This window comes from Serratia marcescens (genome assembly GCF_006715005.1).
Classification (GTDB): domain Bacteria; phylum Pseudomonadota; class Gammaproteobacteria; order Enterobacterales; family Enterobacteriaceae; genus Serratia; species Serratia montpellierensis.
Window position 1 is genome coordinate 4,655,375 of record NZ_VFMJ01000001.1, and the last position, 25,617, is coordinate 4,680,991.

28 protein-coding genes are annotated in these 25,617 nt (G+C 59.0%); 11 read left to right on the forward strand and 17 right to left on the reverse strand.

Features of this window, described 5'->3' with window-relative positions:
- Window positions 1-4: 4 nt before the first annotated feature.
- From spoT to FHU12_RS22555, 4 genes are all read right to left on the reverse strand, one after another.
- Window positions 5-2,116, reverse strand: coding sequence for a bifunctional GTP diphosphokinase/guanosine-3',5'-bis pyrophosphate 3'-pyrophosphohydrolase (gene spoT, locus FHU12_RS22540; protein WP_004931224.1), 2,112 nt, complete (start codon window positions 2,114-2,116; stop codon window positions 5-7).
- A gap of 18 nt (window positions 2,117-2,134) precedes the next feature.
- Complete coding sequence (gene rpoZ, locus FHU12_RS22545; RefSeq protein WP_004931221.1) at window positions 2,135-2,410, reverse strand: DNA-directed RNA polymerase subunit omega; 276 nt, start codon at window positions 2,408-2,410, stop codon at window positions 2,135-2,137.
- Window positions 2,411-2,464: 54 nt separating this feature from the next.
- The gene (gmk, locus tag FHU12_RS22550) at window positions 2,465-3,088 is read right to left on the reverse strand and encodes a guanylate kinase (RefSeq protein WP_060435251.1); all 624 of its coding nucleotides are present in this window, start codon (window positions 3,086-3,088) and stop codon (window positions 2,465-2,467) included.
- A gap of 211 nt (window positions 3,089-3,299) precedes the next feature.
- Window positions 3,300-3,917 (reverse strand): trimeric intracellular cation channel family protein, encoded by a 618-nt coding sequence (locus FHU12_RS22555; RefSeq protein WP_025304704.1) that lies wholly within the window; start codon window positions 3,915-3,917, stop codon window positions 3,300-3,302.
- A gap of 253 nt (window positions 3,918-4,170) precedes the next feature.
- Here FHU12_RS22555 and FHU12_RS22560 point away from each other — a divergent pair, with 253 nt between their 5' ends.
- A complete protein-coding gene (locus FHU12_RS22560) occupies window positions 4,171-4,605 on the forward strand; it encodes a DUF3574 domain-containing protein (RefSeq protein WP_141971894.1) in 435 nt (144 codons plus the stop codon).
- Between the two features lie 34 nt (window positions 4,606-4,639).
- On the opposite strand, the gene FHU12_RS22565 is transcribed toward FHU12_RS22560, so the two are convergent.
- Window positions 4,640-5,824, reverse strand: coding sequence for a NupC/NupG family nucleoside CNT transporter (locus FHU12_RS22565; RefSeq protein ID WP_060435300.1), 1,185 nt, complete (start codon window positions 5,822-5,824; stop codon window positions 4,640-4,642).
- A gap of 360 nt (window positions 5,825-6,184) precedes the next feature.
- Here FHU12_RS22565 and FHU12_RS22570 point away from each other — a divergent pair, with 360 nt between their 5' ends.
- Window positions 6,185-6,574 (forward strand): hypothetical protein, encoded by a 390-nt coding sequence (locus FHU12_RS22570; RefSeq protein WP_141971896.1) that lies wholly within the window; start codon window positions 6,185-6,187, stop codon window positions 6,572-6,574.
- 55 nt (window positions 6,575-6,629) lie between these two features.
- Here FHU12_RS22570 and FHU12_RS22575 read toward each other — a convergent pair whose 3' ends face one another.
- Window positions 6,630-7,493 (reverse strand): YicC/YloC family endoribonuclease, encoded by an 864-nt coding sequence (locus FHU12_RS22575; protein WP_141971898.1) that lies wholly within the window; start codon window positions 7,491-7,493, stop codon window positions 6,630-6,632.
- 126 nt (window positions 7,494-7,619) lie between these two features.
- Here FHU12_RS22575 and rph point away from each other — a divergent pair, with 126 nt between their 5' ends.
- Window positions 7,620-8,336, forward strand: coding sequence for a ribonuclease PH (gene rph, locus FHU12_RS22580; RefSeq protein WP_025160305.1), 717 nt, complete (start codon window positions 7,620-7,622; stop codon window positions 8,334-8,336).
- Between the two features lie 96 nt (window positions 8,337-8,432).
- Entirely contained in the window at window positions 8,433-9,074 is a 642-nt protein-coding gene (gene pyrE / locus FHU12_RS22585; protein WP_141971900.1) for an orotate phosphoribosyltransferase, read from the forward strand.
- A gap of 31 nt (window positions 9,075-9,105) precedes the next feature.
- On the opposite strand, the gene slmA is transcribed toward pyrE, so the two are convergent.
- The 3 genes from slmA to coaBC form a co-directional block, all read right to left on the reverse strand.
- A complete protein-coding gene (slmA, locus tag FHU12_RS22590) occupies window positions 9,106-9,702 on the reverse strand; it encodes a nucleoid occlusion factor SlmA (protein WP_004931203.1) in 597 nt (198 codons plus the stop codon).
- A 251-nt stretch (window positions 9,703-9,953) separates the two neighbouring features.
- Window positions 9,954-10,412 (reverse strand): dUTP diphosphatase, encoded by a 459-nt coding sequence (dut, locus tag FHU12_RS22595; RefSeq protein ID WP_185742341.1) that lies wholly within the window; start codon window positions 10,410-10,412, stop codon window positions 9,954-9,956.
- Window positions 10,390-11,607 carry a bifunctional phosphopantothenoylcysteine decarboxylase/phosphopantothenate--cysteine ligase CoaBC gene (coaBC, locus tag FHU12_RS22600; protein ID WP_185742342.1) on the reverse strand — a complete coding sequence of 406 codons (1,218 nt, stop codon included), beginning with the start codon at window positions 11,605-11,607 and terminating at the stop codon, window positions 10,390-10,392. The genes dut and coaBC overlap by 23 nt, the downstream gene beginning before the upstream one ends.
- A gap of 183 nt (window positions 11,608-11,790) precedes the next feature.
- Here coaBC and radC point away from each other — a divergent pair, with 183 nt between their 5' ends.
- From radC to mutM, 4 genes are all read left to right on the forward strand, one after another.
- The gene (gene radC, locus FHU12_RS22605) at window positions 11,791-12,474 is read left to right on the forward strand and encodes a RadC family protein (protein WP_025304698.1); all 684 of its coding nucleotides are present in this window, start codon (window positions 11,791-11,793) and stop codon (window positions 12,472-12,474) included.
- A 262-nt stretch (window positions 12,475-12,736) separates the two neighbouring features.
- On the forward strand, window positions 12,737-12,973 hold the full coding sequence (rpmB, locus tag FHU12_RS22610) for a 50S ribosomal protein L28 (protein WP_004931195.1): 237 nt from the start codon (window positions 12,737-12,739) through the stop codon (window positions 12,971-12,973).
- An 11-nt stretch (window positions 12,974-12,984) separates the two neighbouring features.
- The gene (gene rpmG / locus FHU12_RS22615) at window positions 12,985-13,152 is read left to right on the forward strand and encodes a 50S ribosomal protein L33 (RefSeq protein ID WP_002442576.1); all 168 of its coding nucleotides are present in this window, start codon (window positions 12,985-12,987) and stop codon (window positions 13,150-13,152) included.
- An 81-nt stretch (window positions 13,153-13,233) separates the two neighbouring features.
- The gene (mutM, locus tag FHU12_RS22620; protein ID WP_004931185.1) at window positions 13,234-14,049 is read left to right on the forward strand and encodes a bifunctional DNA-formamidopyrimidine glycosylase/DNA-(apurinic or apyrimidinic site) lyase; all 816 of its coding nucleotides are present in this window, start codon (window positions 13,234-13,236) and stop codon (window positions 14,047-14,049) included.
- A gap of 3 nt (window positions 14,050-14,052) precedes the next feature.
- Here the strand turns inward: mutM and coaD are convergent, their stop codons facing one another.
- Genes coaD through waaA form a run of 3 tightly spaced genes read right to left on the reverse strand, consistent with a single transcriptional unit; the run spans window position 14,053 to window position 16,593 of the window.
- Window positions 14,053-14,538 carry a pantetheine-phosphate adenylyltransferase gene (coaD, locus tag FHU12_RS22625; protein WP_004931181.1) on the reverse strand — a complete coding sequence of 162 codons (486 nt, stop codon included), beginning with the start codon at window positions 14,536-14,538 and terminating at the stop codon, window positions 14,053-14,055.
- Between the two features lie 3 nt (window positions 14,539-14,541).
- On the reverse strand, window positions 14,542-15,315 hold the full coding sequence (locus tag FHU12_RS22630) for a glycosyltransferase family 2 protein (RefSeq protein WP_015379437.1): 774 nt from the start codon (window positions 15,313-15,315) through the stop codon (window positions 14,542-14,544).
- Window positions 15,316-16,593, reverse strand: a complete 1,278-nt coding sequence (gene waaA / locus FHU12_RS22635) for a lipid IV(A) 3-deoxy-D-manno-octulosonic acid transferase (RefSeq protein WP_141971904.1) — start codon at window positions 16,591-16,593, stop codon at window positions 15,316-15,318.
- Window positions 16,594-16,718: 125 nt separating this feature from the next.
- On the opposite strand from waaA, the gene FHU12_RS22640 reads away from it, so the two are divergent.
- On the forward strand, window positions 16,719-17,732 hold the full coding sequence (locus FHU12_RS22640) for a glycosyltransferase family 9 protein (RefSeq protein WP_141971906.1): 1,014 nt from the start codon (window positions 16,719-16,721) through the stop codon (window positions 17,730-17,732).
- Between the two features lie 44 nt (window positions 17,733-17,776).
- Here the strand turns inward: FHU12_RS22640 and FHU12_RS22645 are convergent, their stop codons facing one another.
- From FHU12_RS22645 to rfaQ, 3 genes are read right to left on the reverse strand one after another with little or no spacing between them, the layout of a single operon-like run.
- On the reverse strand, window positions 17,777-18,877 hold the full coding sequence (locus tag FHU12_RS22645; RefSeq protein ID WP_141971908.1) for a glycosyltransferase: 1,101 nt from the start codon (window positions 18,875-18,877) through the stop codon (window positions 17,777-17,779).
- Window positions 18,878-18,879: 2 nt separating this feature from the next.
- Entirely contained in the window at window positions 18,880-20,007 is a 1,128-nt protein-coding gene (locus tag FHU12_RS22650; RefSeq protein WP_130017766.1) for a glycosyltransferase family 4 protein, read from the reverse strand.
- Window positions 20,004-21,086 carry a putative lipopolysaccharide heptosyltransferase III gene (gene rfaQ / locus FHU12_RS22655; RefSeq protein WP_141971910.1) on the reverse strand — a complete coding sequence of 361 codons (1,083 nt, stop codon included), beginning with the start codon at window positions 21,084-21,086 and terminating at the stop codon, window positions 20,004-20,006. Before rfaQ ends, FHU12_RS22650 begins: the two co-directional genes overlap by 4 nt.
- A 210-nt stretch (window positions 21,087-21,296) precedes the next feature.
- Here rfaQ and FHU12_RS22660 point away from each other — a divergent pair, with 210 nt between their 5' ends.
- Window positions 21,297-22,253 carry a polysaccharide deacetylase family protein gene (locus FHU12_RS22660; protein WP_141971912.1) on the forward strand — a complete coding sequence of 319 codons (957 nt, stop codon included), beginning with the start codon at window positions 21,297-21,299 and terminating at the stop codon, window positions 22,251-22,253.
- Between the two features lie 8 nt (window positions 22,254-22,261).
- A complete protein-coding gene (locus tag FHU12_RS22665; RefSeq protein WP_141971914.1) occupies window positions 22,262-23,356 on the forward strand; it encodes a glycosyltransferase family 9 protein in 1,095 nt (364 codons plus the stop codon).
- Window positions 23,357-23,392: 36 nt separating this feature from the next.
- On the opposite strand, the gene FHU12_RS22670 is transcribed toward FHU12_RS22665, so the two are convergent.
- Together FHU12_RS22670 and FHU12_RS22675 are read right to left on the reverse strand one after the other, a co-directional pair.
- Complete coding sequence (locus tag FHU12_RS22670) at window positions 23,393-24,364, reverse strand: glycosyltransferase (protein ID WP_141971916.1); 972 nt, start codon at window positions 24,362-24,364, stop codon at window positions 23,393-23,395.
- Window positions 24,361-25,602: an O-antigen ligase family protein gene (locus tag FHU12_RS22675; protein ID WP_141971918.1), complete on the reverse strand. Its 1,242-nt coding sequence runs from the start codon at window positions 25,600-25,602 to the stop codon at window positions 24,361-24,363. Before FHU12_RS22675 ends, FHU12_RS22670 begins: the two co-directional genes overlap by 4 nt.
- Between the last annotated feature and the right edge of the window lie 15 nt (window positions 25,603-25,617).

Here is a 25,617-nt window from a genome sequence, read left to right on the forward strand (position 1 = left end):
AGCGCTAGTTTCGGTTGCGGTTAACTTTGATCACATCCGGCATGATACGGATTTTACGCATAATGTTTGCCAAATGGATGCGATCGCGGGTGGTCAAGCGGATAAAGGCGCTATAAACCCGACCGTCTTTCTCTTCGGTGTTCAGGCTCTGAATATTGGACTCGGCTGCGTTGATCGCCGCCGTCAGGTTGGCCAGCGCGCCCTGGTGGTTGAACATATCCACCTTGATCTCGGCGATGAACTCCTGCTCGGTCTCTTTATCCCACTCGACCGCCATGAACTTCTCAGGCTCTTTCTGATAGCCGCGAATATTGCGGCAGGATTCATGGTGGATCACCAGCCCTTTGCCCGGGCTGACGTGAGCGATAATCGGGTCGCCCGGAATCGGACGGCAGCACTTGGCGAAGGTGATCAACACGCCGTCGGCGCCCTTGATGGCCAGGTTACGTACGCCGGATGAAGTGCCCAGGCTGGATTGATCGCCCTGCAGATTCTTCGCCACCACCACGCTCATGGCGTTGCCGAGGCCGATTTCCGCCAGCAGATCGTCCAGCGTCGCCAGCTTCATGCGGTCCAGCTCGTGCTGAATGTTTTCCTGCGGGATTTCGGCCAGCTTGCGGCTGCCGCCCAGCGCATGGTTGAGCAGACGGCGGCCGAGGCCAACGGAGTCGTCGCGCTTGAGGTTCTTGAGCATCTGGCGAATTTTGGCGCGCGCTTTCGAGCTGACCACGAAGTTCAGCCAGGCGGCGTTGGGCCGTGCGCCCGGTGCGGTGATGATCTCGACGGTCTGGCCGCTGGTCAGCGACTGCGACAGCGGGTATGGCTGACGATCGACGCGCGCGCCGACGCAGGCATGGCCGATATCGGTATGCACCGCATAGGCGAAATCGACCGGCGTGGCGCCGGCGGGCAGCTCGACGATGCGGCCTTCCGGGGTGAAAACGTAAATCTCATCCGGGAACAGATCGGATTTGACGCTCTCGATAAATTCAAACGAACTGCCGGCGCTTTGCTGCAGCTCCAGCAGGCTTTGCATCCAGCGCTGGGCGCGGATCTGCGCTGTAGTACCGGTTTCGCCCTGTTCTCTTTCCTTGTAAGCCCAGTGCGCGGCCACCCCCATCTCAGCCATCTGATCCATGTCTTCGGTGCGGATCTGCACTTCGACCGGCACGCCGTGTGGGCCGATCAGCGAGGTATGCAGCGATTGATAGCCGTTGGCCTTGGGAATGGCGATGTAATCTTTCACCCGCCCCGGGCGCGGTTTGTACAGGCTGTGCACCTGGCCGAGTACGCGGTAGCAGGTATCGACCTCTTTCACGATCACCCGGAACGCGTAGATATCCATGATGGAATGGAAACGCTGTTCTTTGAGGTGCATCTTGAGGTAGATGGAGTAGAGGTGTTTTTCCCGCCCGCTGACGCGGCAGGCGATGCCGGCTTCGGTCAGTCGCCCTTCGATCTCGGAGAGGATTTTTTGAATCATCTCTTTGCGGTTGCCGCGTGCGGCTTTCACCACTTCCTTGATCACGCGATAACGGTTCGGGTACAGCGCCTCGAAGCCCAGCTCTTCCAGCTCGGTCTTCAGGTGATGAATACCCAGACGGTGGGCGAGCGGGCTGTAGATTTCCAGGGTTTCACGCGCGATGCGCCGGCGTTTGTCGGGGCGCAGCGAACCGAGGGTGCGCATGTTGTGCGTACGGTCGGCCAGCTTGATCAGCACGACGCGGATATCCTGCACCATCGCCATGATCATCTTGCGGAAGTTTTCCGCCTGCGCTTCTTTCTTGTCCTGGAACTTCAGCTTGTCGAGCTTGGAGACGCCCTCAACCAGTTCGGCGACGCTCTTGCCGAACAGCTGTTCCATATCTTGATAGGTGGCTGGGGTGTCTTCGATGACGTCGTGCAGCAATGCCGCCATCAGCGTCTCGTGATCGAGACGCATTTCCGCCAGGATGCATGCCACGGCGACCGGGTGAGTAATGTAAGGCTCACCGCTGGAACGTGTCTGGCCCTCGTGCGCGTCGCGCGCGACGAGGTATGCCTGTTTGAGGCGCTTAATCTGCTCCTCGGGCAGGTAACGTTGAATCAGCAGATTCAGGCTTTCAAACAGGTACAAGGCGGACTCGCAGTCTAATTAACGACGACCTTCAGCAATCGCGGTAACCGCTTGAATCTCTGCGGCTTCCTGCTCTTGCTGTTCCTGGCGCTCACGCACGTCGAGGATCTGGCTGGTGATCAGGCCTTCTTCGATTTCGCGCAGGGCGATAACGGTATACTTGTCGTTCTCTTCCGGAACCAGTGCATCTTTGCCGCCGGTCTGGATCTGACGCGCCCGACGAGCAGCGACCAACACCAGGTCAAAACGGTTACCAATTTTCTCTACAGCGTCTTGAACAGTTACGCGTGCCATATTTGTGCTACTCCACAGGTGACGAAAAGACTGGGCATGATACTGAAACTGCCTTCAGTCTGCCAATAGTTTGCTGATTAAAGCGTCATGCCGCAGCAACTGGCGGCCCAAACGCAGGCGTTCGGCGCGAATGATGGTCTTCAGATCGGACAGCGCCAGATCGAAATCATCGTTCACGATCAGGTAATCGTACTCCGCGTAATGCGTCATTTCCGCCACGGCCTGAGCCATGCGCTTGGCGATCACCTCGTCGGAATCCTGACCGCGCCCGCGCAGGCGGCGGCCCAGTTCTTCCTTCGACGGCGGCAGAATGAAGATGCTGCGCGCCTGCGGCATTTTGGCGCGGATTTGCTGCGCACCCTGCCAGTCGATATCCAGAAACACGTCAACGCCGGTCGCCAACACTTGTTCGATGGCGGCGCGCGAGGTGCCGTAATAGTTGCCGAACACTTCGGCGTGCTCAAGAAACGCGTCCTGCTCGATCATCCGGCGGAATTCGTCTTTCGAGACGAAGAAATAATGCTCGCCGTGATTTTCACCCGGGCGACTGTCGCGCGTGGTGTGCGAAACCGAAACCTGCGTGTCGTACAGCGGTTGCGTCTTTAACAAAGCCTGAATCAGACTTGATTTACCTGCGCCACTGGGAGCAGAGACAATATAAAGCGTGCCTTGAGCCATGATGATGTTCGTTGATAACGGTTGATATGCCAATAACAGCGGATGTGTATTTTCTCCGCACAGTATACACGGCTAACGCGCCGGGTGCAGCGTTAGCTCGCATTTTGCCCGCCGCTTTGCGCGGAAAAAGCGGCGAATGAGCGAATTTGCGCGTCGAAGGGCAACATTTCTGCAGTTTTGGCCTCGGCGGCGGCGCGTTGCCGCCCCGAGATCAGTGATCCGGATGCTGGTAGTTGAACACCGGCAGGCCGAGGCGGAAGCGCAGGGCGATCAGACGCGCGCTCAGGCCGGCGACCAACGTGAGGATCACCACCAGATTATGCGGCAGGCTGAGGTGCTGCAGGCCGATATACAGCCAGGCGGCGCTGAAGGAGATGCCGGCATAGATCTCCTTCTGGAAAACCAGCGGGATGCGGTTGCAGAACATGTCGCGCAGCACCCCGCCGAAGACGCCGGTGATCACCGCGGCGATGGCGGCGATAATGGCGCTGTGCCCCATATCCAGCGCCACCTGCGCGCCGATGATGGAGAAGACGATCAGGCCGACGGCGTCGAGCACGAGGAACAGGCGGCGCAGATGGCGCATCAGGGGGGCCACCCAGGTGGTGACGATCGCCGCTATCGCGACGATGACGATGTATTCCGGGTGTTTGACCCAGCCCAATGGAAAATGCCCGAGCAGCATATCGCGCACCGACCCACCGCCGATTGCGGTGACTGAAGCGATGATGATCACGCCGAACATGTCCATTTGGCGGCGGCCGGCCGCCAGCGCGCCGGTCATGGCTTCGGCGGTGATGCCGATGATATAAAGGATGCTCAGTAACATAAGGGGTTCACAGCGTACTTGCCTCAGAATGATGGCCGGCAGGGTAATCGCCGCCGAGGACCCGCGCCACTGAGTTTTTTTCACCGATGGCGTTTCGGATTAATTTAGCTAATCCAAACTCCGTTTTTATTGCCGATAACCAGCCTTTTTTAACATTTTGCTGTTGATAATAGCATTAGAAATTTCGCGCTGATTTCCATTGCTGACTATGCTTTTTGCAGCGAATCCTTCAACCGAGAAACTGAGACTGCAGATGATAAACTCCTCGAAACTGGCCGCCGGCGCCGTGATGGCCGCCCTGCTGCTGAGCGGCTGCGTGGCGCCAGGCCACCAGGCTGTGTCACCCGCCCCGGCTTGCCGTACCGGCGATCCGATGATGCAAACAACGCTCTACTTCGGCCTGAATCGCCCGGCGGGGCCGGCGATCACCGCCGCCGAGTGGCAAACCTTCGTCGACAGCCAGGTGACGCCACGTTTTAAAGACGGGCTGACGGTCTTTGATGCCAAAGGGCAGTGGCTGGGCCACGACGGCAAGCTGGCGCGCGAGAACAGCAAGGCGCTGCTGTTGATCCATGCGCCGGGCAAAGAGAGCGAGGCGAATATCGAGGCGCTGCGCAGCGGCTATAAGCAGCAGTTTGCGCAGGATTCGGTGATGCGGGTGGATGCGCCGGTGTGCGTGGCGTTTTAAAGCGAACTCCCGGCCATGCGGCCGGGAATAAGGATTACAGCACCAGGCCGGCGATGGCTGCCGACAGCAGGCTCACCAGCGTCGAGCCATAAACCAGCTTCAGGCCAAAACGGGAAACCACGTTGCCTTGTTGCTCGTTCAGTCCTTTGATGGCGCCGGCGACGATGCCGATGGAGGCGAAGTTGGCGAACGACACCAGGAATACTGACAGAATGCCCAGCCCGCGCGGCGACAGCTCCGCCGCGATCTTCTTCAGCTCAATCATCGCCACGAATTCGTTGGCCACCAGTTTGGTCGCCATGATGCTGCCCGCCTGCAGGGCCTCTTCCGCCGGGATGCCGATCAGCCAGGCCAGCGGATAGAACACATAACCGAGGATCTGCTGGAAGCTGATACCGAGCACCGCGGAGAACAGCGCATTGACGGCGGAGATCAGCGCGATAAAGCCGATCAGCATCGCCGCGATGATCATCGCAATCTTGAAGCCGGCCAGAATGTACTCGCCCAACATTTCGAAGAAGCTCTGATCTTCATGCAGTTTGTTCAGCTTCAGCTCCGGTTCGTCTTCGACCTGATACGGGTTGATGATCGACAGGATGATAAAGGTGCTGAACATATTAAGGATCAATGCCGCCACCACATACTGCGCATCGATCATCGACATGTAGGCGCCGACGATGGAGAGCGATACCGTCGACATGGCGGTCGCGGCCATGGTGTACATGCGGCGCGGCGAGATATCGCCGATGATGCCCTTGTAGGCGATAAAGTTCTCTGACTGCCCCAGCACCAGCGTGCTGACGGCGTTGAACGATTCCAGCTTGCCCATACCGTTGACCTTGGACAGCAGGGTGCCGACCAGGCGGATGATCAGCGGCAGGATGCGGAAATGCTGCAAAATGCCGATCAGGGCGGAAATAAAGATGATAGGGCACAAAACGCCGAGGAAGATGAACGCCAGGCCATCCTTGCTCATGCCGCCGAACACGAACTCCGATCCTTGGGCAGCATAGGCGAGCAGGGTGTCGAAGAAGCCGGCGACGTGTTTGATCACGCTGAGCCCGCTGGCGGAGTGCAGGAAGAAATAGGCCAGCGCGCCTTCGATCACCAGCAGCTGGATGATATAGCGCAGGCGGATTTTCTTGCGATTGTTGCTGACCAGCAGCGCCAGGGCGATGATCACCACCAGAGCCATAATAAATTGCAGAATTTGTGGCATAAACGGTCCGTACGGTTCACGGGCAGAGAAAAAACACATTTAGCCACAGCATCGACGTCCTTTCATTACATTGCGTGATAATTAGAACAAAATACTTATGGCATGCGGGATATCTTGCCGAATGTCATCCACACGCGCTGTCCGGCAGTTTTTCATAAGCTCCCCGGTGATCCGTCTCCCCAGAGGTCTGCCGGCTCGCAACCTGATGCAACCACTGTCCCGCGCGTGCAGGTGCCTGGAATCTGGCTCGCAATGAGCGATTTTTCCCGACGCAAAGCGTGGTTTTCTCGAGGGAGGCAGAGAAAAATGCCTGAACAAGGCGCCACGACCGGCGCATTTTCTCGGATAAGGAGGCGAACGATGAATACCGGCACGTTGCTCAGGGCGCTGGCCAACGGGGTTAATCCTGACACCGGCGAGCTGTTGAGACCGGCTTCGGCGGCCTGCGCGCCGGAGGCTATCCGCCTGCTGTTCGCGTTGGCCAACGAGTTCGACGGTGAAGCCGAACTACAGAAAAAAGCCCGGTTGACGCCGGAGGAGAAGCGGCAGAAGAATCTGGCCGAGGGCCGGCAGGCCAATGCCTATCTCCCCTGGCCGGAAGAGGAAAAACTGCGGCTGCGCGAGAGCCATGCGGCCGGGGCGACGCTGGAAGCGCTGAGCGATGAGTTCGAGCGCTCAACCTGGATCATTGCGGTACAGCTGCAGAAAATGGGGTTGATCGGTGAGGAACAGGCGGCCGCCTATCGCTGATTTGCAGCCATAAAAAAGCCCGCGTGGCGCGGGCTTGCTGGTGAGCGGAGTGAGATCACTCGATATTCTGGATCTGCTCGCGCATTTGCTCGATCAGCACTTTCAGCTCGATGGCGGAAGCGGTGACGTCGGCATTGATCGACTTGGAGGCCAGGGTATTCGATTCGCGGTTGAACTCCTGCATCATAAAGTCGAGGCGGCGGCCGACGGCTTCTTTCTTCTTCAGGATGTTGTGCGTCTCTTTCACGTGCGCTTCCAGGCGGTCCAGCTCTTCTGCGACGTCGATGCGTTGCGCCATCAGCACCAGCTCTTGCTCCAGGCGGGTGTTTTCCAGCTGTACCTGCGCCTCTTCCAGCTTGCTGACCAGACGCTCGCGCTGCCATTGCAGGATGTTCGGCATCTGGGCGCGCACGTTGACCACTTCGGCGCTGACGCCGTCGAGGCGCTGTTCGATCAGCGTTTTCAGCGCGGCACCTTCGCTTTCGCGTGCGACGATAAAGTCATCCAGCGCGCCGTCCAGCGCTTGCATCAGCTCGGCGCTGATGACGTCCAGATCCTGCTCCTGCGCGGACATCACGCCCGGCCAGCGCAGCACGTCGATCGGGTTGATTTCCCCTTCGTCGCTCTGCATTTTCACCCAGTTGGCGGCTTCGACCAGCTGTTTGGCCAGTTTTTCGTTCAGGATCAGCGAGCTTTGCGCGCTTGGATCCAGTTCGAAACGCAGGTTGCATTCGACTTTGCCGCGCGTCAGGCGGCCACGGATACGTTCACGGATCACCGGCTCCAGGCTGCGGAATTGTTCCGGCAGGCGGATGTAGGTTTCTAAGTAGCGCTGGTTAACGGAACGCAGCTCCCAGGCTGCGCTGCCCCATTCACCCTTGATTTCACGCCGGGCGTAGGCGGTCATGCTGCGGATCATTGATGCGTACCCGTAATAGGAAAAGATGGGGCGATTATAGCGTCGCGGCTGCGGGCAGGATAGGCATTACGTCACGAAGCCCGTATAATGCGCAGCCAATAGTTGATTTGAAGCCGGAGAGAGCCCATGCGTCCTGCAGGCAGAGCACCACAGCAAGTTCGCCCCCTGACACTGACCCGTCACTATACCAAACACGCTGAAGGTTCAGTGCTGGTTGAGTTTGGCGATACCAAAGTCTTGTGCACCGCCACGGTAGAAGAGGGCGTTCCGCGCTTCCTGAAAGGCCAGGGGCAAGGTTGGATCACCGCCGAGTACGGCATGCTGCCGCGCTCCACCCATAGCCGCAACGCCCGTGAAGCCGCCAAAGGCAAACAGGGTGGCCGCACGCTGGAGATCCAGCGCCTGATCGCCCGCTCGCTGCGCGCCGCGGTAGACCTGAAAAAGCTCGGTGAATTCACCATCACTCTCGACTGCGACGTACTGCAGGCCGACGGCGGTACCCGCACCGCCTCCATCTCCGGCGCCTGTGTGGCGCTGGCCGATGCGCTGAACACGCTGGTGGCCAACGGCAAGCTGAAAGCTAACCCGATGAAGGGCATGGTGGCGGCGGTTTCCGTCGGCATCGTCAATGGCGAAGCGCTGTGCGATCTGGAGTATGTGGAAGATTCCGCGGCTGAAACCGACATGAACGTAGTGATGATGGAAGACGGCCGCATGATTGAAGTGCAGGGCACCGCCGAAGGCGAGCCGTTCAGCCACGATGAGCTATTGGCGCTATTGGCGCTGGCCCGAGGGGGCATCGAAACCATCTTCCAGGCGCAGAAAGCGGCGCTGGCGGACTGATTTTTTAAGGCGACTGAGAAGTCGCCTTTTTTATGCCCGACGATCGGGCGGCAGTAATGACAAGACCCAAGCAGATTCAGACGAGGAGAAGCAGTAATGAAAGCCTATCAGCGCCAGTTTATCGAGTTCGCGCTTAACAAGCAGGTATTGAAATTCGGCGAGTTCACCCTGAAGTCCGGCCGCACCAGCCCGTATTTCTTCAATGCCGGCCTGTTTAATACCGGGCGCGATCTTGCGCTGTTGGGGCGCTTCTACGCCGAAGCCCTAATGGACTCCGGCATCGATTTCGACCTGCTGTTTGGCCCGGCTTATAAAGGCATTCCTATTGCCACCACCACGGCGGTGGCGCTGGCGGAACACCATGAGCGCGACGTGCCTTACTGCTTTAACCGCAAGGAAGCCAAGACCCACGGCGAAGGCGGTTCACTGGTGGGCAGCCCGCTGCAGGGGCGCGTGATGTTGGTGGATGATGTGATCACCGCCGGCACCGCGATCCGCGAGTCGATGGAAATCATCGGCGCCAGCGGCGCTTCGCTGGCGGGGGTGCTGATCTCTCTCGACCGTCAGGAACGCGGCCGCGCGGATATCTCCGCCATTCAGGAAGTGGAACGCGACTATCACTGCAAGGTGATTTCGATCGTCACGCTGAAGGACCTGATCGTCTATCTGGAAGAGAAACCGGAAATGGCGGACCACCTGGCGGCGGTGCGCGCTTACCGCGAGCAGTACGGGGTGTAAGTAAAAACGCCGGGCATGCCCGGCGTTATCTTTATTGCAGCTGGGCCGCCAACAGCGGCCAGCGGGCGTCGAATTCCTGCGTTGGGCGATAGCGGAATTCCGAACGCACATAGCGCGACAACATGCCTTCGCAGAAGGCCAGCAGTTGGCTGGCCAACAGCGTTTCATCGACGATAAAGCCTTTGCCTTCGCGCAATTTGCGCTCTTTCAATACCTGGCGCAGCTGCGCCTCGATGCGTTCGAACAGCTGGTTGATGCGGCCCTGCAGGCGATCTTGTTCAAACATCAGCGCGTGGCCGGTCATGATACGCGTCAGCCCCGGGTTGCGTTCCGCAAAGCCCAGAATCAGCAGTAAAATCAGGCGCAGACGATTAAACGTCTCTTTCTCGTCCTGCAAGATCAGGTTGATGCGGGTGATCAGGCTGTCTTCGATAAACTCGATCAGGCTGTCGAACATCCGTGTCTTGCTGGGGAAATGCCGGTACAGCGCAGCTTCAGAAACGCCCACGTTCGCGGCGAGCTTGGCGGTGGTGATGCGCTGGCTGCCGTCGCTGGATTCCAGCATCTGGGCTAACGCCTGCAATATTTCCTCGCGCCGATTCCTCTTCGTCTTTTCTTTTTCTGCCATGTCTGATTAGACCCTTGCTAAAACTTAACTGACGGAAACCCGCGCACCGGCCGCTGCAGAACAGGCTCTGTGCGGCTTATGTGATAGCTTTTTTACGATGCTGGGGTCAGCGGCCTTAACGGCCTTTTTCCGCGCTGCCTGGTGTGTGCTGCAATTGTCGCGGTAAAACCTTGCCGCAGAGACATCCTTCTCCCCGGAAAGGCAAGGTTCAGGCGACGTTTCCCTGCCGGCCATCGTGCCTTGGGTGGCGCTTAGTGGCGCCCCGAGTGGCCGAAGCCACCTTCGCCGCGCTCGCTGCCGTCGAACTCTTCCACCAGGTTGAATTCGGCCTGCACCACCGGCACAAAGACCATCTGCGCGATGCGTTCGCCTGGCTCGATGGTGAAGTGCTCCTGGCCGCGGTTCCAAACGGACACCATCAGCTGGCCCTGGTAATCGGAGTCGATCAGGCCGACCAGGTTGCCCAGCACGACACCGTGCTTGTGGCCCAGGCCGGAGCGCGGCAGGATCACCGCCGCCAGGCCGGCGTCGGCGATGTGGATCGCGAGGCCGGTAGGCAACAGCGTGGTTTCACCCGGCGCCAGTTCCACCGCGCTGTCCAGGCAGGCGCGCAGGTCTAGACCGGCGGAGCCCGGCGTGGCATAGGTCGGTAGCGGGAAATCCTGACCGATGCGCGGGTCGAGGATCTTAACGTCGATTTTTTTCATCATAACGGCTGACTATCTCGTCTATTAAACGTTGGCCAAGGAGTGCCTTGTCGCTCAGCGCCAGGCGCTTTTCTCCATCCTGCCAAAAAAGGTGCAGGGCATTGGTGTCGCTGTTGAACCCGTGCTCTGCAAGCGATACATCGTTAGCGCAAATCAAATCCAGCTTCTTACGCGCCAGTTTTTGCCGCGCGTATTCTTCCACATTCTGGGTTTCGGCGGCAAACCCCACGACAAACGGTCGATTTTTGGTCATCGCCGCCACGCCGGCGACGATATCGGGGTTTTTTACCATCTTGAGGACGATTTCATCACCCTGTTTTTTTATTTTTTCATCGGCGATCTGCTCGGGGCGGTAGTCGGCCACGGCGGCGCAGGAGATGAAAATCTGCTGCTGCGCGGCGCGCTGTTGCACTGCCTGCTCCATCTCCAGCGCACTGGTGACGTCCACTCGGGTGACCGATGGCGGCGTCGGCAGGCTCACCGGCCCGGCGATCAGCGTCACCTGCGCGCCGCGGGCGGCGGCGGCGCGGGCGATGGCGAAGCCCATTTTGCCGGAGCTGTGGTTGCTGATGAAGCGTACCGGATCCAGCGCTTCACGCGTCGGGCCGGCGGTGATCATAACCTGCAAATGTTGCAGATCCTGCGGGGCGGAGAAATGTGCGTTCGCCAGGTCGACGATGTCCAGCGGATCCAGCATGCGGCCCGGGCCGACGTCGCCGCAGGCCTGGCTGCCGCTGTCCGGCCCCCAGAACAGCACGCCGCGCGCCTGCAGCGTTTGCAGGTTGGCCTGCGTGGCGGCGGCGCGATACATCTGCTGGTTCATGGCGGGGGCGGCGGCGATGGGGGCGTCGGTCGCCAGGCAGACGGTGGTCAGCAGATCGTTGGCCATGCCGGCAGCGACGCGCGCCAGCAGATCGGCGGTCGCCGGCGCCAGAATCACCAGATCCGCCCACTTGCCCAGTTCGATGTGGCCCATGGCGGCTTCGGCGGCGGGATCCAACAGATCGTCGGACACCGGGTAGCCGGAAACGGCCTGCAGCGTCAGTGGCGTAATGAACGCCTTGGCGGCGTGGGTCATCACCACGCGCACTTCTGCACCCCTGTCGCGCAGGCGGCGCACCAGCTCTGGGCATTTGTAGGCGGCGATGCCGCCGCTGATGCCAAGCACAATATGTTTGCCGGAAAGTCCCGTCATCATCATTGTCCGATTGAAAGCCGAAAGATGCGCCATTTTAGCATATCCGCCGTTCAGGTGAGCGATTCCGCAATGGCTGCAGGGCGTTACATTGTGCTTTGCGAAACACTTCGCAATGTTATCAAACACCTGTCGAACGCGCCGGGCAGCACATGGCATGCTGTAGCCCTTTCAGGGAGGAACACGATGAGCAACCCGATTGTGGCGTGCTGGCCGGGCGCGCTGGCGCCGCGTGAAAAGCTGTTGATGCAGGGAGCGGCGGCGCTGTCCGACGCAGAACTGTTGGCCATTTTCTTGCGCACCGGGTTGCCCGGCGTGCACGTGATGCAGCTGGCGGAGCAGCTGCTGCGCCGGTTCGGCTCGCTTTATCACCTGATGTCGGCCGATCATCAGGCTTTTTGCAGCCAAAAAGGCCTGGGGGACGCCAGCTATACGCAGCTGCAGGCGATTGCCGAGTTGGCGCTGCGCTTCTTTTCCAGTCATTTGTCGCAGGAAAACGCCATGCTCAATCCGCGCGTCACCCAGCATTATCTGCAAAGCCTGCTGGCGCATCGCGAGCGAGAGGTCTTTTTGGTATTGTTTTTAGACAATCAGCACCGGGTTATTCGCCATCAGGAGATGTTTGCTGGTACCATCAGCAGCGTCGTCGTCTACCCGAGAGAAATTGTACGCGAAGCGTTGAAGGCTAATGCCGCCGCGCTGATTCTCGCGCATAATCACCCTTCGGGTAAGGCTGAACCCAGTCATGCCGACCGTTTGATAACGGAACAGGTGGTGAAAGCCTGTCAGTTATTGGAGATCCGAGTGCTTGATCATTTGGTGATCGGTCGGGGTGAATGCGTCTCTTTTGCCGAGCGCGGATGGCTTTAAGCGATTTTTTCGCGATCCTTGTGGGATCTTTAGCTGTTCGGGACTTGAGCACTTACGCTTCAGAGCGTATACTACGCCACCTTTGAGAATCTTGGGTTTGGCGCAAGAGCCTATCTCAGCAGGTTTCTGACCTGATGTGTGGTTTCTACCTGATGACGAGAGTCTCCTCAGTATGAAGTTTGCTGAGATGGGCTCTAAAAGCCTGACGAGGCGGCCATACCCTATACGAAGCTCGAGCTGATTTGATTTTTGGAGAATAGACATGTCCCGAGTCTGCCAAGTTACTGGCAAGCGCCCGGTGAGCGGTAACAACCGTTCCCACGCAATGAACGCGACCAAACGCCGTTTTCTGCCTAACCTGCACTCACACCGTTTTTGGGTTGAGGCTGAGAAGCGCTTTGTAACTCTGCGTGTATCTGCTAAAGGTATGCGTGTTATCGATAAGAAGGGTATTGAGACGGTTCTGGCCGATCTGCGTGCCCGTGGTGAGAAGTATTAAGGAACTGAATCATGGCTAAAGGTGTTCGCGAGAAGATCAAGCTGGTTTCTTCTGCTGGTACTGGTCACTTCTATACCACCACGAAGAACAAGCGTACTAAGCCGGAAAAATTGGAACTGAAGAAATTCGATCCAGTTGTCCGTCAGCACGTAGTATACAAAGAAGCTAAAATTAAATAATTTTAGTGGATTAATGAAAAACCCGGCCTTGGCCGGGTTTTTTGTTTTATAAAGGGTAGAAAACGTCGGAGGGGAAGCCAGATGCCTGAATTACCGGAAGTTGAGACGAGCAGACGCGGTATAGAGCCTTATCTTGTCGGCCACAGCATTCAGTATGCGGTGGTGCGCAACGCGCGCCTGCGCTGGCCGGTTTCCGAGCAGATCCTGACGCTGAGCGATCGGCCGGTGCTCAGCGTGCAGCGCAGGGCTAAATACCTGCTGATCGAGCTGGAGAACGGTTGGATTATCGTGCACCTGGGCATGTCGGGCAGCCTGCGCATGCTGCGCGAGGAAAACGAAGACGAAGCCGGCAAGCACGACCACGTCGATCTGGTGATCAGCAACGGCATGATCCTGCGCTATACCGATCCGCGCCGTTTCGGCGCCTGGCTGTGGTGCGAAGATTTGGCGACCAGCAGCGTGTTGGCGCACCTGGGGCCGGAACCGCTGAGCGAAGCGTTCAACGGTGACTACCTGTATGAAAAATCACGCAATAAGCGCACGTTGATTAAACCGTGGCTGATGGATAACAAGCTGGTGGTCGGGGTCGGCAATATTTACGCCAGCGAATCGCTGTTCAGCGCCGGGATCCTGCCCGATCGTCCGGCGGGATCGTTGAGCAAAGCCGAAGCGGAACTGCTGGTGAAGACCATCAAGGCGGTGTTGCAGCGTTCTATCGAGCAGGGCGGTACGACATTACGCGACTTTTTGCAGTCGGACGGCAAACCGGGGTATTTCGCGCAGGAGCTGCAGGTTTATGGGCGGGCAGGAGAGCCGTGCCGCGCGTGCGGCACGCCGATCGAATCCGCCAAGCACGGGCAGCGCAGCACCTTCTTTTGCCGCCGCTGCCAGCGCTGAGCATCACTCGGCGGCGAGCTTGGCCATCAGCGCCTGGGTGACCACGTCAGGCAGGAAAGGCGCGATATCGCCGCCGTGACGCGCGACCTCCTTCACCAGAGAGGAGGAGATGAACGACCACTCCTCGGAAGGCATCAGGAACACGCTTTCCAGCGTCGGCATCAAATGGCGGTTCATGTTCGCCAGCTGCAATTCGTATTCAAAGTCAGACACCGCACGCAGCCCGCGCACCAGGATATTGGCATTCTGGTGAGCGGCAAAGTGCGCCATCAGCTCGCTGAAGCCCAGCACTTCCACATTGTCCAGATGCGAGGTGACCTGCGTCGCCAACGCCACGCGCTCATCCAAGCTGAACAGCGGCTTTTTGCTTGGGCTGGCGGCGATGGCCAGAATCACGTGATCGAACATCAGTGACGCGCGCGTCACTAAATCCAGGTGGCCGTTGGTCATGGGATCGAAGGTCCCGGGATAGATGGCTTTGCTGGTCATGATTCACTTCTCTGAGTAGTTGCGGCCCAATGCCCATAATGCGGCATATTTATTGAAGGTATATTGCGCGTTGACCACCGCTAACAGCAACCCCTGTTTACCGTCGAGGAAGCCGGCGCGCAGCAGCCAGGTTTTGACGAAGGCGCCGAGCGTGTGGGTCAGGATAGACAGATAGCCGCAGCGCTTGCCGGCCCGGTGGCGCTGCGTGGCCCACTCTTCGGCGTAGCGCAGCTGTTTGCGCTGGAAGGCGAAGAAATCGCGGCAGGTCAGGTGCAGCATATCGCCGCTGAGGGGGATGACTTTGGCGCCGCCGATGTTCAGCGATTCGTGCACCAAATCGTCGTTATAGCGATAGCGTTGGTTGGCGTACAGGCGATTGACGCGGTCGGGATACCAGCCGCTGTGGCGCATGAAACGGCCAAGGAACAGGTTGCGCCGCGCACAGCTGTAGACGGCGCCGTCGTCCGGCGCGTTCAACACCTGCTCGATGGATTGCCGCAGCTCGGGGGTGACGCGTTCGTCGGCGTCGATCATCAACACGTAGTCATGGCTGGCGTAGCTTTGCGCCAGCTGACGCTGCTTGCCGAACCCTTGCCAGTCGGTGTGCGTGAAGACTTTGGCGCCCAGGCTTTCGGCGACGGCGACGCTGTCGTCCTCGCTGCCGGAGTCCAGCACGATGATTTCATCGGCCCACTCGACCGATCGCAGACAGTCCGGCAACAGCCCGGCTTCGTTTTTGGCGATCATCACCACCGACAGGCTTTTGCGGCTGCTCATTCAGTGACTCCGGGGCGGCAGGTGCGGTTCCAGCAGCTGCAGCAGGCGCTGCAACGCTCCCTGATTCTGATACAACACCTCCACCGCATGGCGGCCGTAGTAGCGACGGTAGTCTTCGTCGGTCAACAGGGTTCCCACTTCCTTCACCAGCGAATCCACGTCGGTCACGGTGATCAGGCCTTCGGCCTGCGAGAGCTTGGCGCAGATGTCTTTGAAGTTGAAGGTATGCGGCCCCATCAGCACCGGGATGGCGTGCGCGGCCGCTTCCAGCGGGTTGTGCCCGCCGCGCTCCACCAGACTGCCGCCGACAAAGGCCAGATCGGCGATGCCGTACAGCAGCATCAGCTCGCCCATGGTATCGCCGATCACCACCTGGGTGCTGCCGGACGGGATCTCGCCGCTGCTGCGCAGGGTGTAGCTGAAGCCGGCCTTCTGCACCAGCTCTTTGGCGGTCGGGAAGCGTTCCGGGTGACGCGGCACCAGGATCAGCAGCAGGTCGGGGTGTTTTTCCAGCAGTTTGCGGTGGGCTTCCAGCAGGATGGTTTCTTCACCGTCATGGGTGCTGGTGGCGATCCACACCGGGCGGCGCGGCGCCCATTGGCGGCGCAGCGTAACGGCGCGGGCGGCCAGCTCCGGGGTGACGGAGATATCGAATTTCAGGCTGCCGGTTACGGCCAGCTGCGAGCGCTTCAGGCCCAGTTCGATAAACCGATCGCCGTCTTCCTGGTTCTGTGCGGCGATCAGCGTAATGCGGCGCAGCATATCGCGCATGAACCCGCCAATTTTCTTATAGCCGGCCGCGGAGCGGGCCGACAGACGCGCATTGGCGATCACCAGGGGGATCTGCCGCTGATGCAGCGCGTTGATCAGGTTAGGCCATAGCTCGGTTTCCATGATGATCACCAGCTTGGGATTCACCTGGTCGAGGAAGCGGTTCATGGAACCGGGCAGATCGTAGGGCAGATAGACATGATGTACGTCTTTGCCGAAAGCGGACTGGACGCGTTCTGAACCTGTTGGGGTCATTGTGGTCACAGTTATCGGCAAAGCGGGGTAACGGTGGCGCAGCGCCCGTACCAACGGGATGGCCGCCAGCGTTTCGCCGACGGAGACGGAATGCAGCATGATGCCGCCTGGCACGACTTTCCCGGCGCAGAAGCCATAGCGTTCCGCCCAGCGTTTACGGTAGGCTGGAGCTTTGCGGCTGCGCAGCAGTAAGCGGAGCCAGATCAGGGGTTGGATGAGGTAGAGTAGTACCTGATATAAACGCAGCAACATTCTATCAATTTCATTTATATGGGTTATTCGGAATAGTACCATAACTGGAAGGGAAAGGCGCTAATTTGGTAACCTTGGGTGTCAGTTTCAGACAACCGGCGAGCGATTTCGCCGACAGGCTCGGAATGAAGAATATTTTAATTATTCGCCGCGACAACATCGGCGATCTTGTTTGCACCACGCCTCTGATTGAAGGGGTGAAAATTGCCTATCCGGACGCTAAAGTTTATCTGCTGATCAATAAAGTCAGCCAGGATGTCGTTAAAAACAATCCTCATCTCGAGAAAGCCTTTGTCTATAAAAAGGCCAAGCACAAGGCGAAGAATGAAACGACGTTGGGCGTTTATTTCGAACGCCTGATGATCTTCCTGAAGCTGCGAAAAATAAAGTTCGATGCGGTCATTCTGGCCAACCCGGTGCCTTGCAAATACAGTTTGCGTTTAGCGAAAATGGCCGGCGCCACCCATATCATCGGCGCCGATTTGGGCACGAAAGATATTCATCGCCCGTTCCGCAAGGACGATTTCCACGGTCAACATCAGGTCGAACATACCTACAGCTATTTATCGGCGATAACCGACCAATCCATACCGATCCCGCCGGTGCGGGTGTTTCTGACGCCTGAAGAGCGGCAATTGGCGGCGCAACGGCTACAAGAGCGTCTGCCGCCGGTCGAGCGCGTATGCGCCGTGCACATCAGCAGCCGCAGCCCGAAACGACGTTGGCCGGTTGAACGCTATGCCGAAATCATCAACCGTCTGGTTGCCGATCCCCATACCGGCGTGCTGATCTTCTGGTCGCCGCAGGGCACGCTGGCGCCGGACGACATCGGTGACCAGCAGCGCGCCGAGCAGCTGCTGGCGCTGTGTCAAAACGAACGCGTCGCGCTTTATCCGACGGCGTCGGTACGTGAGCTGTTGGGCGGGTTCGATTTATGCGACCGGGTGCTGTGCAGCGACGGTGGGCAGATGCATCTTGCCGCCGCGCTGAATAAGGACATGGTGGTGTTCTTTGGCGATACCGATAAAGCCTCCTGGCATCCATGGACCGGCCGTCATCATATTTTGCAGAGTGAGTCGGGGCACTGTGAGGATGTTTCTGTCGACGAGGTTTGGCAGAAAATGCAGGCGCTCAGCTAACGAGGAAAATAAGGCAGGTATCCCCTGCCTTATTTATTTCTCTATTATTGTTCTTTCAGCTCAATATATTGACGGCAAATAGGCTCCAGCCCATAACTCAGCAATTGCTGTTGATTTATCTGCGGCGGATTGGCGTAAATTTCCGTCATTTTTTCTGCCAGCGACGCTTCATTTAATTCCGTCAGCGCGTTAGCCATGCCGGCTTTTTCCAGAATTTCCGCAGGGCCGCCCGGGCAGCGAGTGCTGACCACCGGCGTGCCGCACAGCAGCGATTCCACCAGCACGTTACCAAACCCTTCGCTGTCGGAGCTGAGCACCAGCAGCGAGGCATGGCGAATAAACGGATAGGGATTGGCCTGGAAACCGAGGAATAGCACGCGCTCTGCGATACCTAAGTCTGTTGCCAGACGTTTGACCTCGGCGACGCGGGCGTCGTCCCCGGTGCCTATCAAGGCCAGCGGTGCCTGAATGCCCGAGTGCGCATAGGCTTTCAGCAGACGGTCATGCCGCTTGGTGGCGTGAAAGCGGCCGACGTGCACCAGATAGTCCTGGCCGGCCAGTTCGCAAGGCGCAGCCGCCTGTTGTTGGATGGCGTCGATGTCGAACGGGTTGTTGATGACCGCCAGCCGGCGTGGGCGAATCGGCAAGTTCTGCTGCAGATCGTCGCCAACCGCCCGTGAAACGGCGACGATATTTCTCCCTTGGTAAACGTTGGCGATTTTGCGCTGCTTCAGCCAGCGGTCCAGGCCCTTGCGGTGGCCAAGGTAGGAGGTGGAGAGAATGCCGTGAATGCAGAACCACAGGCGATCCGCAGCCAACCGCTTGCTGCGGCTGACGATGCGATCGGTTTTATGCAGGTTGGAGAACACCAGATCGAACGCGCCGCGTTGGCGCTCGTGTTCGGCTATCGCCCGATCCAGCGCGGCGGCGCGGCGCGACAGCTCGGTCAGCTTGCGCCAGGGGGCACGGCTGCGATCGGCCACCACCTGATAATCAATGCCTGACGGGATAGGGTAATTGCAGACGTCGCGCAGCGAGATCAGACTGACGTCATGCCCCTGTTGCTGCATGCCCTGGCACAGGGTCAGCACCACTTTTTCCGCGCCGCCTCCCGGCAGGCCGTCGATGATCATCAGAATACGCATAGCTAATCCAGTAACCGGTTATAGAGGGAAATCAGCTGTTCGGACAGATGCGCCGGCGTAGCCGTCATAATGCGCAATCTCGCCGCTTCGCCCATGGATGATCCCAGCGCCTGGCGCGGCAGCGCCCGAATGGCCTCCGTGATGGCCGGTACGTCGAGCGCGTCGGTCACGAAGCCGTTCTGGCCGGGGGTGATAAACTCGGCGCCGCCGCAGGTGGTGCTGGTGATAACCGGCAGGCCGCACGACATCGCTTCCAGAATCACATTCGGGAACGGATCGTACAGCGTCGGCAGCAGCAGCGCGTCCGCGGCCTGATAGAACGGCAAGGTCTGCTTCTGCACGCCCATAAAGTGAACCCGATCGCCGCAGCCCAGCGACTGCGCCAGCGCCCGGTAGCGTTTTTCGGCCTTGTCTTTGCCGACCACTAACAGGTGGCTGTCGGTCGCCGCCACGGCGCGGATGGCGGCGGCCAGCCCTTTGCGCTCAAAGCCGGAGCCGACGAAGATCAGGCAGTGCGCCTGTTGCGGGATCTGATACTGCTCGCGCAGACGTTGGCGCTGGGCCTCGTCGGCGGGCGGGAACTTTTGATTGTCGATGGCGTTATAGATCACCGTGATTTTGTCGGCGGGCACGCCAAAGTCGGCGATGATTTCCTGCTTGATCATCTCGGCGTTACAGATGACGGCTTTCAGCTCCGGCGCGGCGTACATGGCGCGTTCGGCGCACATCACATAGCGGTGATAGCGATTGGAGAACAGCCATTTGCGGCGCCATTCCGGCAGCAAACGCGCACGCTGCAGCAGCCAGCGGCGGTGTACGCCGTCGCCGGCGCGGTAGATGTCACAGCCGGGAATGCGCTCGTGGCTTTGCACCAGATCGAAACGCTCTTTCTGCCACAGCGCCCTGGCCGCCACGGCGAAGCCTCGCTCGCGGCTGATGCGGCCGAGTTTTAACGGGTTGCACAGGTGGATATGCCAGTTGGGATTGGCGTCACCCTGCCATTCGCGGGTGATGACGTTCAGATCGAGATCCTGTTGTTCCAGCGCTTCCAGGGCGCGGGAAACGAAACGTTCGGCTCCGCCGTCCGGGCGGTATTTTTGGCGAACGATCGCCAAACGAAATGCTTTCATGCCAGCGTGCTCCGCGCGGCTGCAATCACCGCGTCTGTAGGAATAAGGTCGAGATACCGTTCGTCGGTGCCGGTATCAATGGCGTCCGGATCGGGCAGTTCGCCGAAGTCGCCGGCCCAGATCACGGCGCCGGTAGCCTGCCATGGCCGCCAGAAAGTCAGCTTGGAAGGGCCGAACAGCGCCACGCACGGCGTTTGCAGCGCGGCGGCCATGTGCATCGGCACCGAGTCCACGCCGATAAACAGCTTGGCGTGGTCGATCAGGGCGGCCAGCTGGCGCAGCGTCAGCTGGCCGGCCAACGAGATCACGCCCTGCGGCGGGCAGAGCGCCAAAATGCGTTCTACCATGGCTTGTTCTCTGGCGTCGGGGCCGGAGGTGATCACCAGCTGGTGGCCGTCGGCCTGCAAGGCGGTGAGGGTGGCGGCCATTTTCTCTTCGCTCCAGCATTTGAAGAACCAGCGCGAGGTGGGCTGCACCACAATATAACTGCCGGCGACGCCCTGTTTCTGCAACCGTTGCTCACAGGCCTGCCAATCCTGCGGATCGTAACTCATGGTCACATGATCACTGAGCGCGGGCAGGTTCAGCGGCGCCAGCAGCGAGAGATTTTGTTCGACGGTATGCAGGTGGGCGTGATTGTCGACCGGCACCAGCTGCGTGTGGCAGTGGCGCCACAGGAAGCCGCGGCGTTTAGGGAAATCGAAGCCCAGACGGATGCGCGCCCCGGTCAGGCGCGTGATAATGGCGCTGCGCCACTGATCGGCCAGGTTGACCACCAGATCGTAGCGCTGCGCCTTCAGGCGGCGCAGCAGCGCCAGCTCGTGCCCCAGATGCGCGCGAGCGCCCAGTTTTTTCCATTGGCGGTCGATGGCGAACAGCGTCGACAGTTCCGGATTGCTGGCCAGCATCTCCTGCGTTTCCTGATACAGCAGCACATCGATCTGTGCCTGCGGGTAGTTTTGCCGCAGGCTGCTGATGACCGGCGTGACCAGCAGCATATCGCCGTGATGGCGCAGTTTTATGATCAAAATACGCTGTACGGATGGGGCGGAAGTTGGGGCTGGCGCGTCGTTCATCATGAGTCGCTATCTGGGAAACCAATCTTTGATTCTAAATGACCCGATCGCATGTGGCTACTGTTGCAAGGTTTTCTTGCCGGGCTGCAAAAAAATCGCCGGGCCGGGGACGAATGCGCTTCAACGTTGTCCAAACCAGGCAGCAAAGTCGTTTGCCCTGGCGAAACGGCCTGCGTAACATAGTGCATTCTGTTGATATCAGGCTCGATATTCATGACTAAACCGGCGTTTCTCATCACCATTGATACCGAAGGCGATAATCTGTGGCAAAACCACGATCGCATCGCGACCGAAAACACGCGTTTCTTGCCGCGCTTTCAGGCATTGTGCGAAAAATACGCCTTCAAACCGGTTTATCTCACCAACTATGAAATGGCGATGGATTCGGCTTACGTCGAGTTCGCGCGCGACGTGATCGCCCGCGGCGCGGGTGAAGTGGGCATGCACCTGCACGCCTGGAACAGCCCGCCGCTGACGCCGCTGACCGACGACGACTGGCGACACAAGCCTTATTTGATCGAGTATCCCGTCGATCAGATCCGCGCCAAGGTCGATCACATGACCAAGCTGCTGGAAGATGCCTTCCAGACCAAAATGCTCAGCCATCGCGCCGGCCGCTGGGCGTTCAACGAATATTATGCCTCGCTGCTGCTGGAATACGGCTATCAGGTGGACTGTTCGGTGACGCCGCGGGTCAACTGGCAGTTTTCGCCGGGCAATCCGCAGGGCAACGGCGGCACCGATTACAGCCGGTTCCCGTCGCAGGCCTATTTCATCGATCCGCAGAACATTGCCAAACCGGGCGCGTCGCCGCTGCTGGAAGTGCCGATGAGCATTCAGTACAAGCATTCTGCGCTGATGAACGCGTTCAAGCAGGGTTATGATCGGCTGCGCGGCAAGCGCCGTTCGCCGTCCGTCAACTGGCTGCGGCCAAGTGGCGGCAACGTGGCCAAGATGATCAGCGTGGCTGAAGCGTCGCTGGCGCAGGGGCATGACTACGTCGAATTTATGCTGCACTCCTCCGAATTTATGCCGGGCGGCAGCCCGACGTTCAAAACCGAGCAGGATATCGAAGGGCTGTACCGCGATCTGGAGCAGCTGTTTGACTGGCTGCAGCAGCGCACGGTAGGCATGACGCTGGCCGAGTATTATCAACTTAAAGCGAACTAAGCACGCACATGTCGAAGAAATGGAAAATCAAGGTTGCCGACTGGTTCTTGCGGCGCTATACGGCGAAGTACGGCCGCTTTCAGGACAAGGCGACGTTCGACGGCGCCCAGCAGTTTGACAATATCGTCATCTATTCCACCACGGCGTTGGGCGACTTCATGTTCAACACGCCGGCATTGAGGGCGATGAGGGAACGCTACCCCAATGCGCACATCACGCTGGTGGTGCACAAGAAAAACCGCGAGCTGGTGGAAAACGGCCGTTATTACGATCGCGTGGTGTATTGGGACAGCAAGATCAAGACGATACGCCCGTTGCTGAAATCGCTGCGCGAACATCAGCCGGATTTGGCGCTGATTCTGCACTCCCACCTGCCTTATGACATCATCAGCGCCGTACTGGCCGGAGCGAAGTACATTATCAGGGATAACTACAGCTCGGGCATTTGCGGGCTGGAGCCTTGGCTGACCAACTATATCTTCCATTATTACGGCCACTTCGTACGCCGCAAACTGGAGCTGATTTCCATCTTAGGCTGCCGCAGCGACGATCCGACGATGGAAATTCCCGTGGATTATCAGCGCGGCGTCAAAAGCAGCGAGCATCCCACCATCGGTTTTCAGCTGGGGGCGTCAACAGAGTCGCGTTGCTGGCCGGTTTCGCACTATGCGCAGCTGGCCGATGAGCTGGTGGCGAAGCACCCAAATGTGCGCATCGTGCTGATTGGCGCACCGTTCGACGACGGCAAGGCCAAACAGTTTATGAGCCTGATCGGCCCGCAAACGCAGGCCTGCGTGGATAACCAGATCGGTAAAACGGGGCTGCAAGGCTTGCTGACGTTGATCGACAGTTTCCATGTTCTGGTCACCGGCGATACCGGGCCGCTGCATCTGGCGGTGGCGTTGAAGGTGAAAACCATCAGCCTGTTCGTGACCGCCGACTCACGCTCCACCGGCCCGATTCAGGATGCTGAGCTGCACCGCATCATTCAGGTGTCGCGTACCGGCTATACGATGCCGCTGGAGGCAGAAAGCCCGATGGGGGTCATCCAGCCGCAGCGGATTTATGATGAGCTGGTCGCGCACGTGCCTCTGACGCGCTGAGGGCGCGGCGACGCATCGGCCGCTCGGCCGATGCGGTTAGCGTGGCCTGCGCAGCTTCGAAAGCAAGGTATCCACTCGCGCATAGCGCATCTGGCGGACTTTTTTACCCGGCACGTCGCTGTTGCGGCAGATATCGGCGGCGCGGCGCAGGATGTGCAGCGTTGTCGGCGCGTAATGATAATAGCCGTACACCACCTTCGACATGCTTTTCACCTCGGAAAAGCAGTTGGCCAGCATCAGGGCGGCCAACCGGCGCAGTGGCTCATCCCCGGGATGCTGCGCCACAAAACGCAGCATCTTCTCCATGGCGAACAGCAGATCTTCAATATCTTTGGGTTTGATATTGCGAGTGATGCCTTGGCTGTTATCCCGATAGAAATAGAGCTCGCAGTCCAGATGGGCGATGCGGCGGGTTTTGAAATACTGAAAAGGCGTGAAAATCACGTCTTCATAGCGCCTGCCGTCTTCGAACGTTTCCCCTTCCAGCAGCGTGCGTTTATATACCCGGCTCCAGAGATGCCACATCGAGCGTGCGAACAGCGGTTGCAGGCAGCCGAGCCCCAACTGTGAAAAGTCGTAGGCTACGGGCCGCGCCGCGCGGTTATCCGGCGTCGGCGGATGCCCGGTGAACTTCTGATAATTGAAGTCGATCAGGTCATCTTCACCGGCGGTAAGCAGGGGCCGCAGGATCGCCAGATAGTCGTCGCTCAGCAGATCGTCGCCGTCGAGGAAGGTGAGATAGCGTCCGGTAGCCAGCCGTAAGCCGACGTTGCGGGCGTGCGCAATGCCGCCGTTGGCCTGTGAAGTAAAGACCACGCGCGGGTGCCGCCGCTGCGCCAGATATTGGCTGACCAGCGTTCCTGACGCATCGGTAGAACCATCGTCGATGATCACCACCTCAATATCATCAGAGATCTGCGTAAATAACGAATCCAGCGCAGCGATAACGAACGCTTCGTTATTATAAAACGGCACGATAACGCTGAGCAGCGGCTCCTGAGGATTCACGGGGTTGGCTCCTGAACAGGGGGCTGTTTCGTGACGGAAAGAACGGCGGCGATCAACGCCAGACAGAACATGGCGGTGCCTTCCGTGCTGAAGAAGATGACATCGCTCAGGCCGTAGACAAACAGGCTGGCGCTCACGCTCAGCAGCAGCGCGTTGCGCTGCGGCCGGAAGGAAGAGAAGAACAGGCTGACATAGAGCGCCAGCAGCAGCAGTACGCCCCAGATGCCCTTGAGCGAGTAGGTCTCCAGCAGCTCGTTATGCAGGTGGACGTTGATGTAGGGCATGACGCCAGACAGGTGAGGTTGTTGTGCGACCATCGCACGGATCTCTTCGCCACGCTGCTCGGCGGATTGGCCCCAGGGAGCTTGTGAACCGGTGCGCCATGCCAGCGTTTGCATCGACAGCCGGGAAATGATCGAGTTTTCAGTCTGTGGCTGATCCATGAGGCGCATGTCGGTCTCAAAGGCCTGAATGCGTTCTTCTATCTGCGGCTTGAACACCAGGCCGCAGGCTACGAGCAGTAGCGGCACCGAGGCCACCAACGCGAGCTTGTGTTTCCTGGCAACCAGCTGCTTGGTCGCCAGCAGCGACAGGCAGATCGCCACCGGGTAGACCAACATGGCCGCGCGCGTGCCGGTGAGCACCAGCGCAGAGAAGGACAGCAGGAATGCCGCAATGTACAACACCAGGCGGTAGCGGGCGCGCAGCATCAGGATGGCTTGCATCATGACCAGATCGATGGCGGTCATCAGGTAGGCGGCGACCGTGGCGCGATCGAAGTTGAGCTCTACGCGTGGGATATCCAGACGCAGCCCTTGATAGAGGGAATAACCGTTGACCGCCAGGCCGGTGGCGAGAGCCACGACGATGAGTAGGCGTTGTACGCATAACCGCTCATTGAGCGCGATCAGCAAAATGAAAGCGGTCGCGAGCTGCAGTTTGCCGGTCGACATATAAGAACGATAAATGTTGATGTACTCACCCGGCTGTTTGAAGTGATGCATCCAGAGGATGGTTCCCATCCCTACGCTGAACATCAGCGCGGGCAGCAGCAGATTTCTAACGTTGCTGAAGTAGTAGCGCGGGTACAGGCAAACGGCGATAAAGGCGATGTAGCTGGAAACGTAAAACAGATTGCGTCCGGTCGCGGAACCGAAAGGAATGGTGCAAAAAGCGATGGCGCACCCCAGATAGATCAGATAGCTGAAGACAGGGTGCGGCGTTCTGTGTTTTAGCATCGGGCGTGTTTTCCG